Source organism: Rheinheimera texasensis (assembly GCF_964031785.1).
GTDB lineage: Bacteria > Pseudomonadota > Gammaproteobacteria > Enterobacterales > Alteromonadaceae > Pararheinheimera > Pararheinheimera texasensis_A.
Genome location: NZ_CAXIRE010000015.1, coordinates 1 through 14,931, shown reverse-complemented (window position 1 = coordinate 14,931; position 14,931 = coordinate 1). Strand labels below are relative to the sequence as shown.

Annotated in this window: 16 protein-coding genes and 1 pseudogene; 14 read left to right on the top strand and 3 right to left on the bottom strand. The window is 49.1% G+C overall.

Going from position 1 to position 14,931, the window contains the following annotated elements; translation table 11 throughout:
* Window positions 1-11: 11 nt before the first annotated feature.
* The 3 genes from ABNT34_RS04610 to flgA all read right to left on the bottom strand — a co-directional run bounded on the left by ABNT34_RS04610 (window position 12) and on the right by flgA (window position 1,540).
* The gene (locus tag ABNT34_RS04610; protein WP_348729241.1) at window positions 12-443 is read right to left on the bottom strand and encodes a flagellar protein FlgN; all 432 of its coding nucleotides are present in this window, start codon (window positions 441-443) and stop codon (window positions 12-14) included.
* Window positions 440-766 (bottom strand): flagellar biosynthesis anti-sigma factor FlgM, encoded by a 327-nt coding sequence (flgM, locus tag ABNT34_RS04605; RefSeq protein ID WP_348729239.1) that lies wholly within the window; start codon window positions 764-766, stop codon window positions 440-442. Before flgM ends, ABNT34_RS04610 begins: the two co-directional genes overlap by 4 nt.
* Before the next feature lie 75 nt (window positions 767-841).
* Complete coding sequence (flgA, locus tag ABNT34_RS04600; protein WP_348729238.1) at window positions 842-1,540, bottom strand: flagellar basal body P-ring formation chaperone FlgA; 699 nt, start codon at window positions 1,538-1,540, stop codon at window positions 842-844.
* Between the two features lie 135 nt (window positions 1,541-1,675).
* Between flgA and ABNT34_RS04595 the strand changes: the two genes are divergently transcribed.
* From ABNT34_RS04595 to ABNT34_RS04530, 14 genes and pseudogenes are all read left to right on the top strand, one after another.
* Window positions 1,676-2,605, top strand: a complete 930-nt coding sequence (locus tag ABNT34_RS04595; protein WP_348729237.1) for a chemotaxis protein CheV — start codon at window positions 1,676-1,678, stop codon at window positions 2,603-2,605.
* A gap of 8 nt (window positions 2,606-2,613) precedes the next feature.
* Window positions 2,614-3,453 carry a protein-glutamate O-methyltransferase CheR gene (locus ABNT34_RS04590; RefSeq protein ID WP_348729714.1) on the top strand — a complete coding sequence of 280 codons (840 nt, stop codon included), beginning with the start codon at window positions 2,614-2,616 and terminating at the stop codon, window positions 3,451-3,453.
* A gap of 108 nt (window positions 3,454-3,561) precedes the next feature.
* A complete protein-coding gene (gene flgB, locus ABNT34_RS04585) occupies window positions 3,562-3,957 on the top strand; it encodes a flagellar basal body rod protein FlgB (protein WP_348729236.1) in 396 nt (131 codons plus the stop codon).
* A complete protein-coding gene (gene flgC, locus ABNT34_RS04580) occupies window positions 3,957-4,370 on the top strand; it encodes a flagellar basal body rod protein FlgC (RefSeq protein ID WP_031572033.1) in 414 nt (137 codons plus the stop codon). The genes flgB and flgC overlap by 1 nt, the downstream gene beginning before the upstream one ends.
* 13 nt (window positions 4,371-4,383) lie before the next feature.
* Entirely contained in the window at window positions 4,384-5,070 is a 687-nt protein-coding gene (locus ABNT34_RS04575) for a flagellar hook assembly protein FlgD (protein ID WP_348729234.1), read from the top strand.
* Between the two features lie 22 nt (window positions 5,071-5,092).
* Window positions 5,093-6,433, top strand: a complete 1,341-nt coding sequence (gene flgE / locus ABNT34_RS04570) for a flagellar hook protein FlgE (RefSeq protein ID WP_348729232.1) — start codon at window positions 5,093-5,095, stop codon at window positions 6,431-6,433.
* Window positions 6,434-6,654: 221 nt separating this feature from the next.
* Window positions 6,655-7,398 carry a flagellar basal-body rod protein FlgF gene (flgF, locus tag ABNT34_RS04565; protein WP_348729230.1) on the top strand — a complete coding sequence of 248 codons (744 nt, stop codon included), beginning with the start codon at window positions 6,655-6,657 and terminating at the stop codon, window positions 7,396-7,398.
* Window positions 7,399-7,421: 23 nt separating this feature from the next.
* Window positions 7,422-8,210, top strand: a complete 789-nt coding sequence (flgG, locus tag ABNT34_RS04560; protein WP_348729228.1) for a flagellar basal-body rod protein FlgG — start codon at window positions 7,422-7,424, stop codon at window positions 8,208-8,210.
* A gap of 15 nt (window positions 8,211-8,225) precedes the next feature.
* Window positions 8,226-8,903 carry a flagellar basal body L-ring protein FlgH gene (flgH, locus tag ABNT34_RS04555; protein ID WP_348729227.1) on the top strand — a complete coding sequence of 226 codons (678 nt, stop codon included), beginning with the start codon at window positions 8,226-8,228 and terminating at the stop codon, window positions 8,901-8,903.
* A gap of 14 nt (window positions 8,904-8,917) precedes the next feature.
* On the top strand, window positions 8,918-10,006 hold the full coding sequence (locus ABNT34_RS04550; protein WP_348729225.1) for a flagellar basal body P-ring protein FlgI: 1,089 nt from the start codon (window positions 8,918-8,920) through the stop codon (window positions 10,004-10,006).
* Entirely contained in the window at window positions 10,007-11,224 is a 1,218-nt protein-coding gene (locus tag ABNT34_RS04545; RefSeq protein ID WP_348729223.1) for a glucosaminidase domain-containing protein, read from the top strand.
* Between the two features lie 30 nt (window positions 11,225-11,254).
* A complete protein-coding gene (gene flgK / locus ABNT34_RS04540; RefSeq protein ID WP_348729222.1) occupies window positions 11,255-13,285 on the top strand; it encodes a flagellar hook-associated protein FlgK in 2,031 nt (676 codons plus the stop codon).
* Between the two features lie 6 nt (window positions 13,286-13,291).
* The gene (gene flgL / locus ABNT34_RS04535; protein WP_348729220.1) at window positions 13,292-14,518 is read left to right on the top strand and encodes a flagellar hook-associated protein FlgL; all 1,227 of its coding nucleotides are present in this window, start codon (window positions 13,292-13,294) and stop codon (window positions 14,516-14,518) included.
* A gap of 330 nt (window positions 14,519-14,848) precedes the next feature.
* Window positions 14,849-14,931, top strand: a pseudogene (locus ABNT34_RS04530) (flagellin FliC); the annotation flags it as partial.

Genomic DNA, 14,931 nt, shown 5'->3' with positions numbered 1-14,931 from the left:
CATGTCAGGGATCAGGCTTTGATCCCTTTACCAACGGAATCCAGTGCTGGTTTGCCTTTAGCATTATAGGTCAAGCCGGATTTACCCCGCTGTTGCAGCAGTTCATGCTTAAATCGCTCGATGACCAACTGGCTTTGTTCCAGCGTGACTTTGTTAATTTCATTTTGTTGTTTACAGTGCTGCAGAACTTCATCGATGTCGGCAACGAGCTTGCGAAAGCCAGGCTCGGCTTTGTGTTGTGGTAATTGCGGATGACTGGCGATTTGCTGATCCAACAGCTGAATCTTTTCCAGTTGTTTGAGTTTGTCTGCAGAGTTGGTTTCAAGATCGGTAATATTACGCTTGCTTATAGCGCTAAGCTCTTGTTTTAAAAGCAACAAAAGCACGCTGAGGTGCTCTTGTTGTTGTGTCAGCAGGGAGAGGACTGGGGGCAGGCTGGTCATTTTTTACCGAATAACTCGCCTTCAAACTGCACAATACGCCGTGCCAGTTGCTCTACGTTCACTTTGTATTTGCCCTCAGAAATAGCCTGTTTGATTTCATCGACTTTTCTCTGATCAATGCCTGAGCTGCTGGATGCTTTTTCCTGAGCTTTTGTAAACTGCTGTGCCTGACTAGTCAGTGACACAGAGTCCTGCCGCATTGCTGGCTGGGTAATTGCAGCTTGTTGCTGTGCAACTTGCTGTTGTTTCTGAATATTTTGATCAACCTTGTCGGTTTTAACCGTAGTGGTTGCTGGAACTGTTTGATTTACATTTATTGCCATTTTGACACCCCACAGACCTGTTGGCCTCTTCCTTGACCATTTTAACGGCAGCTCGCACTGGAACTTTAGAAAAATTTACAGATTTATCGCGACTTTTTTTACCGCAGTGACATTCGCCTGAACTTTGCGTCCTGAGTTCAGGTTTTGTACTTCGATGTTATCGCCTAAACTGCCGTCAGCTAGCGCTTTACCGCTGGTCGCAACCATCAGAGTACCAGAGATCCCTTCAATTGTAACCATATCGCCTTTACATACAAGACAAAGATCTCGTAACGTCAGAATTTGCCCTGGACTCAGAGCCCGTTTTGTTCTTGCCCCTTCCACTAAATCCGGATTAGATACTGTGGCGCCCCGACTGAACAACTGATCGCGGCTTTCGAGCTGGACCATTTCCACACTTAATACCGAGCCAGGGGCAAGCTGGCGTGTCGCGACCACAACGTCGACCAACTGGCTTGCTCTGGCACTTAAATAGAGCTGCCAGCCCCGGGTTCCAGCGCAAAGCACCTTAATACTGTTCTGACTCTGGATTTTAGGATTTACCAAACTAAATTGCAGAGCGACGTCGCATTCCCGGGCTTTAGTTCTGTCGTCAAGCGGATGAACCCGGATTTGGGTCTGACCTGGCGTTGTTTGCTGTTGCAGCCATTGTTGTGCTGCATTGGTTAAATCAGCTGCGCTATAGGTCTCAGCACTGGCTTCAGCGGAAAGCGCCGGCAGCAAGAGCAGCAGGTATCTCAGCGCTTTAAAATTAAAATTGTCGTACATTTTCATAAGGTTTCGGCTATGCTTTATCGACAAAGGGGAATAACATACAGCTCTTTGTATTTTCAGTAATTTGCTGCAGATATTCTGACTGAACTATGTGTCTGCAAGAATCGAACCGAACTGTTTTGCTTGGAGTGTTAAATGGCGAGTATTCTTGATTCTGTCAATCAGCGCACGCAATTGGTCGGGCAAAACCGTTTAGAGTTATTGTTGTTTCGTCTTGCTGGCCGTCAAAGATTTGGCATTAACGTATTTAAAGTCCGTGAGGTGCTGCAATGCCCGCCACTGACAGCTATTCCGAAAAGAAATAAATTTGTGCGTGGTATTGCACACATCCGCGGACAGACTATTTCGGTCATTGATTTGAGCCTTGCTACTGGTGGGCGGCCAATCGAAAACGTCAAAGACAGTTTTATCATTATTGCGGAGTACAATCGCTCGGTTCAGGGATTTTTGGTTAATTCAGTTGAACGTATTATCAACATCAACTGGGAATCTATTATGCCACCACCAAAAGGTACGGGCGGACGCCAGAGCTACCTGACGGCAGTGACCGAAATAGACAAAGAGCTGGTCGAGATTATTGATGTTGAGAAAATCCTCGAGGAGATCTCACCATCTCCTACCGCGGTTAGTACCTCATTTGAAACAGCAACTATCCAGCGGGATCTTGGCGACAGGATCATTTTAATTGCTGATGATTCTGCCGTGGCAAGAAATCAGGTGAAACGAGCCCTGGAAGGTCTGGGTATCGCGATGCACCTGGTCAAAAACGGCAGAGAAGCGCTGACATACCTGCAGGAAGTTGCCGCTCAGTGTGAACAATCGGTGACCGAGAAAATCGGCTTATTGATTTCTGACATCGAAATGCCCGATATGGACGGTTATACCCTCACTGCCGAAGTTCGGTTGGATCCCAAATTAAAGCCACTTCACGTCATTTTGCATACATCACTCAGCGGCGTGTTTAACCAGCAAATGGTGCAGAAAGTAGGGGCTGACGACTTCATTGCCAAGTTTAATCCCGACGAATTGGCTGAATCGGTTCGCAAATGGCTGCACACTGAATAACTGACGGAATCATACGAGTGAATAAAGAGCTGCATGACAGCGAGTACAAAACATTCCGTGATTTTCTGGAACAGCAGTGCGGCATTGTACTTGGTGAGAACAAACAGTATCTGGTCAAGAGTCGCCTCGCGCCGCTGATGCAAAGGTTTAATCTCGGCAGTTTGTCGGAACTGGTGAATAAAACCCTCAGCCCTTTTGAGCGCCAGCTCAGATCTGCTGTTATAGACGCAATGACGACCAACGAAACTTTGTGGTTTCGCGACACATATCCTTATGAACTGCTGAAAAAACAGATATTTCCTGAACTTGAAAAAGATCATCGCAATGTGAAAATCTGGTCTGCTGCGAGTTCCAGTGGACAGGAACCTTATTCCATTGCGATGACCGCTCTGGAATATCAACAGATGCGGCCGGCATCATTTGGATTGGGTGTTCATATTTTAGGTACGGACATTTCCAATACAATGCTGGAGCATTGTCAACGGGCTGAATATGATGGCCTTGCTTTGTCGCGCGGCTTGTCGCCAGAACGTCGTACTAAGTTTTTTGAAGATAGTGGCAATGGCATGATGCGGGTGAAAGATATTGCCCGACGTAATGTCAGTTTTCGCCACCTGAACTTATTGGATAGCTACACACTGCTTGGAAAATTTGACATTATTTTCTGCCGTAACGTGTTGATCTATTTTTCACCCGAGGTCAAAGCAAAAATTATCCGTCAGTTTGCTCAGGCGCTGAATCCAAAAGGTTTTTTAGTGCTTGGTGCCTCAGAGTCTTTGTCCAGTACCAACAATGACTTTGAAATGATACGATGCAATCCTGGGATTATTTACCGACGCAAAGACTGATTTTGCAGTCTGGAATCCTCCACTGAACCAATCATCTGCTGTAATTCTGACAACTTATTGGCCCGACTCTTGCTAACAAACTTATAAGGTTTGGTGGAGAGTCATATCATGGCCATAAGTTTTAACAATGCGTTCGGGTTGCATGAGCAAGGAACTTTGTTGCGGGAACGTCGCACTGAGTTGCTGGCCAATAACATAGCGAATGCCGATACGCCGGGTTACAAAGCCCGAGACTTGGATTTCCATACCGCACTGGCGAATGCGCAGGCACGTCAAACGGGTGCCTTACAGCAAACGGATTCCAAGCATTTTGATATCTCCCCATCAACAAGACACGAAGTGTTGTTTCGCAATGCTGAGCAAACCGACACGGGCGACGGAAATAGCGTCGACATCCACCGTGAGCGGAATGCTTTTAGTCAAAACGCGATGGAATATCAGACTTCGTTGCAGTTTTTAAACAGCAAAATCAGCGGGTTGAAAAAAGCTTTAGGAGGGCAGTGATGAGCCTTTATCGAGTTTTTGATATCGCCGGTACAGGCCTGACAGCGCAGGCTCTGCGGCTCAATACAACGGCCAGTAACATTGCCAACGCAGAAAGTGTCAGTAGCAATCTGGAAACTACCTATCGTGGCCGTCATCCGGTCTTTGCGGCGGAGTTTGATAACGCAATGACTGAACAAGGCGCAGGTGTCAAAGTGCTGGGAGTGGTCGAAAGCGATGCGCCTCTGAATAAGGAATATAACCCGTCCCATCCTTTGGCAGACGAAAATGGTTTTATCTATAAGCCGAATGTCAATGTGATGGAAGAAATGGCCAACATGATTTCCGCATCACGCTCTTATGATGCCAATGTACAGGTGGCAGATGCTGCAAAGCAGATGCTGAGCCGGACTTTAACCCTTGGCCAGCGTTAATAAGGAGTAGCTGATGACCACGATTTCCAATACCAGCGGCAATAGCTATCTGGATAGTCTTAAAGGGACGGATGCCACAAAAAAAGAAGATAGCGGTGCGCTGACGCAATCGGATTTTTTTGCCTTGTTAACTCAGCAGCTGGCGTTTCAGGACCCGACTAAACCGGTTGAGAACGATCAGATGATCGCGCAGATGACCAGTTTCACCATGGCCGATGGCATTAGCTCGCTGAACACCAACTTTAAAGATTTTGCTGCCAGCATGAATTCCAATCAGGCCTTACAGGCGTCTAGTTTGGTTGGGCGTACAGTGCGGGTGAATTCAGATACGCTGATTTTTGACGGTAAGAATTCAACTTACGGTGCTATTGAAGTACCGGCAAAAACTACATCGATGAAAGTCAGTATTTACGACGCCAGTGGGGCCTTAGTGAAAAGCGATACCGTTGCCAACCCAAGCGAAGGCAAGTTTGAATTAGCCTGGGATGGGACAAATGAAGCCGGCACTACGCAGACCACCGGACTCTACACGATGAAAATTGATGCCACTGTTGACGGTAAGGCGCAGAGCCTGGTTACGTCCAGTTATGTCCCGGTTGCCAGTGTGACCTTAGGTACATCAACCGCAGATATGAAACTGAATTTACTTGGCCTTGGCGCCAAAAAAATGTCAGACATTTTAGAAATTGCCGCAGGCTGATGCCTGACTATCGAGGTGAACTATGAGTTTTAATATTGCATTGAGTGGTCTGGCTGCAGCCCAGAAAGATTTGGACACCACAGCCAACAACATTGCTAACGTCAATACGACGGGCTTTAAAGAGTCACGTGCAGAATTTGCCGACGTCTACGCCGGTTCTATTTTCTCACCAGGCCGGACCAAAGTCGGTGACGGTGTGACGACATCGCAAGTGGCGCAACAGTTCAGTCAGGGCGCGTTGAAATTTACGCAAAATTCCTTGGATATGGCGATCACAGGCGACGGTTTTTTTGCTTTGACCTCTGATTTAGCCTCGCGCGACATGACCTTTACCCGTTCTGGTGCTTTTAAGCTCAGCAAAGACAATTTTATCGTCGATAATAACGGCAATTTCCTGCAAGGCTATCCGGTCGACCCTGCAACAGGTTCTGCCAGTTCAGTCAGTCTCAGTACGACCAAGCCGATTCAAATTCCAAGTACGGCTGGTGCGCCACGTTCTACCAGTAACGTCTATATGACAATGAATTTAAACTCCACGCTGGTCGCTCCGGCCGGCGGCTGGGCGACATTTAATCCATTGGATAAATCGACGTACAATACCGGGTCAACGACTTCGACAACTGTTTATGACAGCTTAGGTGAACCGCATGTGCTGTCGTTTTACTTCAGACGCACAACAACTGCAACGGATAACAACTGGGAAGTCTATGCTGTATTTGATGACAACACAGCAACAGCTGCAACCGCAACCGCAACAAATGGTCAGTACTTTGGCCCGACGACATTAGACTTCGATGCGAATGGTCTCCCGGTGGCACCTACATCAACTTCAATGCCGGATTTGGTCATCTCATCTGCATTACTGAATACCACGGCGTTTTTAACTAACGGTGCACAGTTTACCAGCAATCTGACAGTGAACTTCAGTAATCAGGCCGGGACCAATTTCCCAACGCAATATGCCAGTAAGTTCGAAGTGGGTTCGTTGAACCAAGACGGTACTACTGTAGGTCGTCTGACCAGTATTGATATCGATGCCGCAGGCAAAGTTATGGCAAGTTACAGCAACGGCGATCAGACTTATTTATCTCAAGTCAGTATGGTTAAGTTCGCAAATCCGCAAGGCCTGACTCAAGCCGGAAACACTGCCTGGAAACAAAGTCTGCGCTCCGGTGAAGCTTTGGCCGGCGAAGCAAACACCGGTACTCTGGGTGCCATTAACTCTTCGGCATTGGAAAACTCTAACGTCAACCTGACTAACGAGCTGGTCGATTTGATTGCTGCACAGCGAAACTTCCAGGCGAACTCGCGGGCGCTGGAAGTCAACAGCTCGCTGCAGCAGACCGTCCTGCAAATCCGCTAAGATTCCGCTTGATGAAAAACCACCTTCGGGTGGTTTTTTTATTCGCCTCCTCTCTATTGCGATCACCTTTCAGGCTAGAGCTTTGCGCTATTGAGTACCTCTTCCGGCGTTTTTTATGCCAGCCTGGCGGCAAATGGCTGCCGCGGTGCTGTCATTATTAGTAAGCATGATTTATGGCACCATCCTTGCTTTACCTGCTTAGATAGAGAAGGGGGATCACTATGGATCGCATGGTTTATATCGCAATGACAGGCGCAAAAGAGAACATGAATGCGTTGTCGGTGCGGGCCAATAACCTGGCCAATGCCAATACCGTTGGTTTTAAAGCCGATTTAGCACAAGCCCGCGCTATGCAGGCCTTTGGTGACGGCCAGCCGACCCGGGTGTTTGCCCTGACCGAAATGCCAAGTCAGAATTTTGACGCTGGTGAAATCAAGATCACACAGAATGAGCTGGATGTTGCCATTCAGGGCGACGGCTGGTTTGCCGTCGAGGATGGCGAGGGCAATGAAGCCTACACCCGCGCCGGTAATCTGCAAATTAGTCCGGAAGGCTTTCTGCAGACATCTTCTGGCCTCAATGTACTGGGTGAAGGTGGTCCGATTGAAGTGCCGCAGCCACTTAGCAAAATTGAAATTACCAAAGACGGTGGCGTTAACGTGTTACCACGTGGTGCTCCGGCTACGGCGATGGTGGAAGCGGCCAGAATTAAGCTGGTGAAACCCGATAACCAGGACATGTTTAAAGGCAATGACGGTTTGTTTCGCCGCAAAGACGGTGAGCAGGCGGAAGTGGACCCGACAGTGAATTTACTCAGCGGCGCAGTTGAAGGCAGTAACGTCAATGCTGTGGCTGAAATGACTTATATGATCAACCTGCAACGCCAATATGAGTTGCAGGTGAAAATGATGAAGACGGCCGAAGATATGGACCGTCAACATAATCAGGTACTTCGTATCATCTAGAGCTTAAAGCTCAGGAGGACTCTATGCATCCGGCACTTTGGATCAGTAAAACCGGCTTAGACGCCAAACAGCGCGACATTTCGGTGATCTCTAACAATCTGGCCAATGCCAGCACGGTTGGCTACAAAAAGAGCCGCGCGGTGTTTGAGGATTTGTTGTACCAGAACATCAACCAACCTGGTGGTCGTTCATCACAAAACTCAGAGCTGCCCAACGGCCTGATGATTGGTGCCGGGACTAAAGTGGTCGCGACACAGAAAAACTTCAGCCAAGGCAATCACATGACCACCGACAATGCGTTGGATGTGATGATCCAGGGCCCCGGTTTTTTTGAAGTGCTGATGCCGGACGGCACTATTTCTTATTCGCGAAACGGTCAGTTTACCACCGACAGCGAAGGCAATCTGGTGACCTCAGGTGCCGGTTATCAAATTCAGCCGACTATTACTATTCCACCTGAAGCGACTGAAATTACCATTTCTCAGGACGGCGAAGTCTCGGTAAAAATCCCGGGACAAGTAGAAAACGCCGTGCTCGGCCAGCTGACAGTGACCAACTTTATCAACCCGGCTGGTCTTGAACCTATAGGTCAGAACCTGTTTAAGCAAACCGGCGCCAGCGGCGACCCGGTGCAGGGCGTACCTGGGCTTGAAGGCATTGGTTTCATCGTGCAAGGCGCATTAGAAGCTTCAAACGTCAATGTGACGGAAGAACTGGTTGGCCTGATTGAAAGTCAGCGTGTCTACGAAATGAACTCCAAAGTGATTTCGGCAGTGGACCAGATGCTGAGTTTTGCTATCCAGCAGCTTTAAGTGGTGGAGGTTGTTATGCGGCAGTTATGGCTGGTTTTATTTTGTTGTGGTTTGGCTTCCTGCGCCACTTATGTGCCGGAGGCTTTTCCGGACGACCCGGCATTTGCGCCTTTACCGCCGGAGCCAGCCGCCAAACCTGTGCTGAATACCGGTTCTTTGTATGCCAACGGCCTATCTAATGGCTTGTACTCAGACAACAAAGCCCGACGTGAAGGCGACATTATTACTGTGGTATTAAAAGAAAATACCCAGGCGTCGAAAAAGGCCAAAACTGAATTTGGCAAAGACTCCAGTAATTCGATTGACCCTATGGTGGGGCTGGGTGGTCGTAATGTGTCGGTGGCCGGTAACTCACTGCAGCTTGGTGTCAATTCCAGCAGTGAATTTAAAGGCGATTCCAAAGCGGATCAGAGCAACAGCCTGGTCGGCGATATTTCGGTTAATGTGCTGCGGGTGATGGCGAATGGCAATCTGGTGATCCGTGGCGAAAAATGGCTGACGCTCAACACCGGCAAAGAATATATCCGCCTGACTGGTGTGATCCGGCCGGAAGATGTGGATTCACGCAATACAGTGGAGTCAACCAAAATCGCCAATGCCCGCATTGAATACTCCGGTACCGGTGCCACGCATGGCGGTCAGGGCCCTGGCTGGCTCACCCGGTTTTTCTCCAGTGCGTTATGGCCATTCTGAGCGGGGAGTCAGCCATGAACAAATTTTTATTGAGCGTGCTGTTACTGGGTTTTATTACCAGTGTGCAGGCGGCCCGGGTGAAAGATGTGGCAACAGTGGAAGGCGTGCGCCATAACCAACTGGTTGGTTATGGCCTGGTGGTAGGTTTGCCGGGTACCGGCGAGCAAAGCCCATTCACTGAGCAAAGTTTTAAAACTATGCTGGCGAATTTTGGCATTAATTTACCAGCCGGCATGAAAGCGCAAATTAAAAACGTTGCGGCAGTGGCGGTTACTGCAGAACTGCCGCCATTTGCCAAACCCGGTCAGAATCTGGATATCACAGTGGCCTCTGTCGGTAGTTCAAAAGGCTTACGCGGTGGTCAGTTGTTGCAGACATTCCTAAAAGGTCTTGATGGTCAGGTCTATGCGGTGGCGCAAGGCAGTCTGGTCGTCTCAGGCCTTGGCGCAGAAGGTGCGGACGGCTCACAGGTGGTGGTGAATACACCGACCGTGGGTCGTATTCCGAATGGCGCGACGGTCGAGCGTGAGGTGCCAACGCCATTTTCGCAGGGCGATTACATCACTTTTAACCTCAACCGTGGCGATTTCACTACAGCGAAAAACCTGACTGCAGCCATTAACCAGTTTATTGGGCCAGAAACAGCCCGCACGCTGGATGCGCGCTCTGTGCAGGTGCGGGCGCCGCGAGATATTGACCAGCGCGTGTCCTACTTGTCTACCTTAGAAAACCTGAGTTTTGAACCGGCATCTGATGCCGCCAAAATCATTATTAACTCCAGAACCGGCACTATTGTCATCGGTAAAGACGTGCGTTTGTTCCCGGCGGCTATAACTCACGGCGGCATGACTGTGACAATTGCGGAAAACCCGCAAGTGGTGCAGCCGAATGCGTTAGCCGGCGGCCAGACTGCGGTGCAACAGAACACTATTATTGATGTCCGGCCTGACAAATCCCGGATGTTTAAATTTGACCCGGGCACCACACTCGACGAGCTGGTGCAGACTGTCAATGCGGTTGGCGCTGCACCTGGTGACCTGATGGCCATCCTCGAAGCGCTGAAAGAAGCCGGTGCAATCCACGGCGAGCTGGTGGTGATCTAAATGGCAGCGCCGCAAGTGGATGTGTCTTATCACGACCTGTCCAGTCTGAATGAACTGCGTGCTTTGGCGAGCAAAGATAAAGTGGCGGCCGTGCGTCAGGCCGCGCAGCAGTTCGAATCGGTGTTTATGGGCATGCTGATGTCGAGTATGCGCAAAGCCAATCAGACGTTCGAAGAAGATAATCCGCTGAACAGCCAGGCGACCGGCTTTTATCGCGACATGTACGACAGTCAGTTGACCGCGGAATTGTCAAAAAAAGGCACCTTGGGTTTGGCGGATCTGATGGTCCAGCAGCTGGCGCCAGAAGCGGCAAAAAGTAAAGCGGCCAATCAGGTGTCTGCACCCAACCGCTTTACAGTTCAGGCAGAAAAGACGCTGTCGTTAGCTAAAGAAAGTCATGCTCTGAGCCTACCGGTAAAGCATGCGCTCAAGCTTGACGCGGAGCGCATTGTATATCCGACAGCGCAGACACAAGCCAAACACACAGAGCAGTCTGCAGTGATGTTAAGTTCTGAAACGACAGTGTCTTCGCGTCCAATCGCGCAAACAGCTGGCTTGTTGCAACAACTGGGCGCGGAAATGCTGGTCGGTGCTGCGCCGGCCGCAGCCAAAGCCAATGTGATCCCAACAGCCGCCTCTGTTGTTGCGACAACGAACGAAGTGAAGACTACTGCGTTGCCGAATGATGACAGCCTTGCAGCTTTATCGGCGTTAACCGGGCCTGAAGCTGAGTTTGTCAAAGGCATCTTACCGGCTGCACGCCAAGCCGCCCGTCAGCTTGGCCTTGAACCTCTGGCATTAGTGGCGCAGGCAGCGCTGGAAACCGGTTGGGGCCAACGCATGTTTAAAGCGGTTGACGGCCGTGAAAGCTATAACTTGTTTGGCATTAAAGCCCAGCCGGAATGGCAGGGCGATGTGGCTGTGGTAGATACACTTGAATACCGGCAGGGCATTGCGCGGCAGGAAAAAGCCAAATTCCGTGTCTACGACAGTTTGCAGGCTGGTTTACAGGATTATGTTGATTTTATCCGTCAGCAACCACGTTATCAGGACGCAGTAGCGGTCAGTCACGATACCGCCAATTATTTTCAGCAACTACAGGCCGCCGGTTATGCCACTGATCCGAACTATGCACAGAAAATTTTACAGGTAATGAATGGGTCTGTGCTGAAAGAGGTACGGAATTTGCTGAAAAATTCAGGTCAAACAGAATTGTGAGCAGGCTTGTAGCCTTTGCAGGAGTAAATCATGGCTGATAATTTATTAACGATAGGCACATCCGGTGTACTGGCGAGTACCGGTTTGCTCAATACTACCGGTAATAACATCAGTAACCTCAACAGCAAAGGTTATGTTCGTCAAAGCACAGAATATGAATCCAGTATCCTTGGGTTAGGGGTCGGTCGTGGCACGACAAACCGGCTGGCAAATGAGTTTTCGATGCTGCAACTGCGCCGGGATACGTCTGCACTGAGTTACAACCAGCAATTTCTGACCGAAGCCAGTCGCGTGGATACCTTATTTGCCAATACGTCGAACAGTATCTCGACCGGTATTTCTGATTTGTTTAAGCAGCTGCAATCGGCAAACAATGACCCTGCGAATACATCTTCTCGTCAGCTGGTGATGGGCAGTGCGCAAACCCTGATTAGCAAATTCAACACTTTATCCAGCATAGTGTTGGAACAGCGGACGTCGATAAACCAACAGCTCGATAATCTGGTGTCGGCAGCCAACTCGCAAATCACCACTATTGCTGAAATGAACCGCCAGATCTCCGCCTATGGAACCGGCACAAACACGCCGCCACCGATGGATTTACTGGACAAACGCGACGAAGCTTTGCGTCAACTCTCTGAGATGGTTGAGATCAGTACACTGGACGCAGAAAACGGTGAAAAACTGGTGTTCCTCAATACCGGCCAGTCGATTGTGCTGCAACATGGCAAATTCAGCCTGATGAGTGCAGTAGGTAATCCGGATCCGGAACGTAAAACCTTACAGTTACAGCTGGATTACAACAGCAATGTGATTGGCGAAGTTGAGAGCCAGACGCTCGGCGGTAAAATCGGTGGTTTGCTGGAATTCCGGGCGCAACTCCTTGAGCCAACTCAGAATAAACTCGGGCAACTGGCGCTTGGCTTAGCCGACGCATTTAATACCCAGAACAAATTGGGTATGGATGGGAATGGTCAGCTGGGGAAAAATATTTTCAGTACCGGGACTTACGGCGGCTATCCGAAAACCAGCAATACCGGTGCCGGTATAGTGACTGCGACAGTCGAGGCCGGCAAAGGTAAAGATATTCCACCAAACGATTTTCTGGTGACTTATACCGCGCCAAACCAATTTAAACTGGAAGTGCTGGACGAGCGCGGCAATGTGATTACCGGTTCTGGTGTGACGCAAACCATCACCGCTTACCCGGCAACCTTTAACAGCACCAACGTACCGGGCAACTTTTTATATGGCTACGAAATTAAACTCGACAACACAGCCGGTGCTTTTGGCAATGGAGATCAGTTTGTCCTGAAGCCGTTAAGCACTTCCGCGCAGAATGTGACACTGCTCAACAGCAGACCGGAAGATTTGGCACTGGCGTCGCCGCTGCGTGGTGAGTTCAACGTCAATAATCAGGGCAATGCCAAAGTCGGTACTATTAATGTGACGAACACCAATCCGGCATCGTCACAGTTCACTGCGCCAGGTGATGTCAACGGTGAGCCTTTTACCATCACCTATATTGGCGGCGACCAATTTGAGATCCGCAATAATGCCAATGCGTTGTTGGGTACCACTGCCGCAATGACTGGCGGTAACTATAATAATCTGTTTAATTCTGCCGGTCTGACCGCCTATGGCTTTGACATGTCAATCACTGGCGTACCAAAAGCCGGCGACACTTTTACCCTGAGCTACAACACCGGTGGCCAAAAAGACAACCGCAACGGGCTGGCGCTGGGACAGTTACAGGAAAAAGAAATTATCAGAAAAAATGCAGTTTCTGTTGCAGGTGCCGATAATCAGATGAGTCTGAATGAAGGTTACGGTGTGATGGTCGGCTTTATTGGCGAAAAAACCAGTCAGGTGAAAATCGCCACTGAATCTTCTAAAGCGCTGTTGGCGCAATCTCAGGCATGGTATGAATCGGTCTCCGGGGTGAATCTGGACGAGGAAGCGGCGAATCTGATCAGATTCCAGCAGTCTTATGCCGCAGCAGCGAAGATTATTTCCACATCCCAGACCATTTTTGACACTTTATTGTCCGCGGCGAGGTAGTAACTGATGCGACTGTCATTTAATCAGAAATATCAAATCAACCTGAACGCGATCCTCAATGCGCAAGAAAAGCTGCAAAACGCCAGTGCCAAGCTGGAAAAACAAACCAAGATCCTGAGTCCATCTGACGATCCGGCCGGTTCAGCCCGGGTAGTGGCATTAGACCAGCAGATCTCTCAGGTCAGCCAGTATCAGAACAACAGTATTTTGCTGAAAAACAGCCTGAGTATTGAAGAAACAGTCCTTGGCAGTTTACGGACTTCCAGTGACCAGGCGCGCAGCCTGATAGTTTCATTGGGCAACGGCACTTATTCTCAGCAGGACCGCAGTGCCATAGCCAAGCAACTGGATAACATCAAAAATCAGATGTTTGACCTGATGAACCAAAAAGATGCCAACGGTGGTTATCTGTTTTCCGGTTTTCAGCAGGAAACTCAGCCATATAGTCTGAATCAGGCCACAGGCCTTTATGAATACAAAGGCGATGAGGGACAAAAAGCGCTGCAGGTTTCACCGACTGTAACCATCCCCAGCAATGACAGCGGCAAAGTGCTGTTTGAAGATGTGAATGCCCGTTATCAAACAACGACGCCAACAGTGGCGGGGGGGCTGACGTCCGGCAGCATCAATGTGCAGAACCAATCGGTGTTTGACGACTTCTACCGGCAGAATTATGACGCTCAGACAGCTGCTAACAATAATTACCGTTTGGTCGTAGATGCGGCGAATAACTACGAAATCAGACGAAACGGCGCAAGTTTAACACCACCTGTTACAGGCGCATATACCTCAGGTCAGGCGGTCAACTTTCAGGGACTGAGCCTGCAAACCCAGGGGGCAGGGCCTGGTCAGCTTGATTTCACCTTACAAGCTCCTGAGAAAAAGAACATTCTGAATACGTTGCAAGATCTGATCAATTCAATCGAGACTTATCAGGTGTTTGGTCGGCCGCTGAATGATGCGATTGCAGATGCTTTAGTGCAGCTGGACAATGCGGCATTAAAAATTGATGCCGGTGTCTCCGGGGTTGGTGGCAGACAGAACGTGTTGGATTCAGTGTTTGAAGGAAACGAAGATCTGCAGATAACCAACAAAGCGTTTCGTGCACAGATTTATGAAGTGGATTATGCCGAAGCCCTGACTGAATTAACCAAGCAGGAAACTGCGCTGCAAGCGGTGCAAAATACCTTTCAGCGTGTCACCAATACCAGCCTTTTCGACTATATCCGCTAAACCACCACTTTGATTTCAATTTATATCCGGTAGATCTGCCAGCACGTAAAAATACGGCTGGCAGAAAGCTGCCGCTGCTATTTCTTGAAAACTCGGCTTTTTAACTCCTCTAGCGCCAAATAAGAAGCTAGTTTTGCATAAATGCAGGCTTTAACTGGCAATTTATTGCCTCGTTAATTGAAAGTGTATTGCCGTGCAGGCCTTTAAAAATAAGGGGGTAGTGCAAAAAATGCTCAAGTTTTTCTGAGCGAGGCCGTTACATAAATATCAGCGCTCAAAATCATAAAATCAGCTGGTGATGTAGCAAAAAAACATCAGGAGAAAAGTATCATGGCCTTATTTGTAAACACTAACGTCTCATCACTGAACGCCCAGCGTCAGCTGATTAACTCAGGTAAATCATTAGACACCGC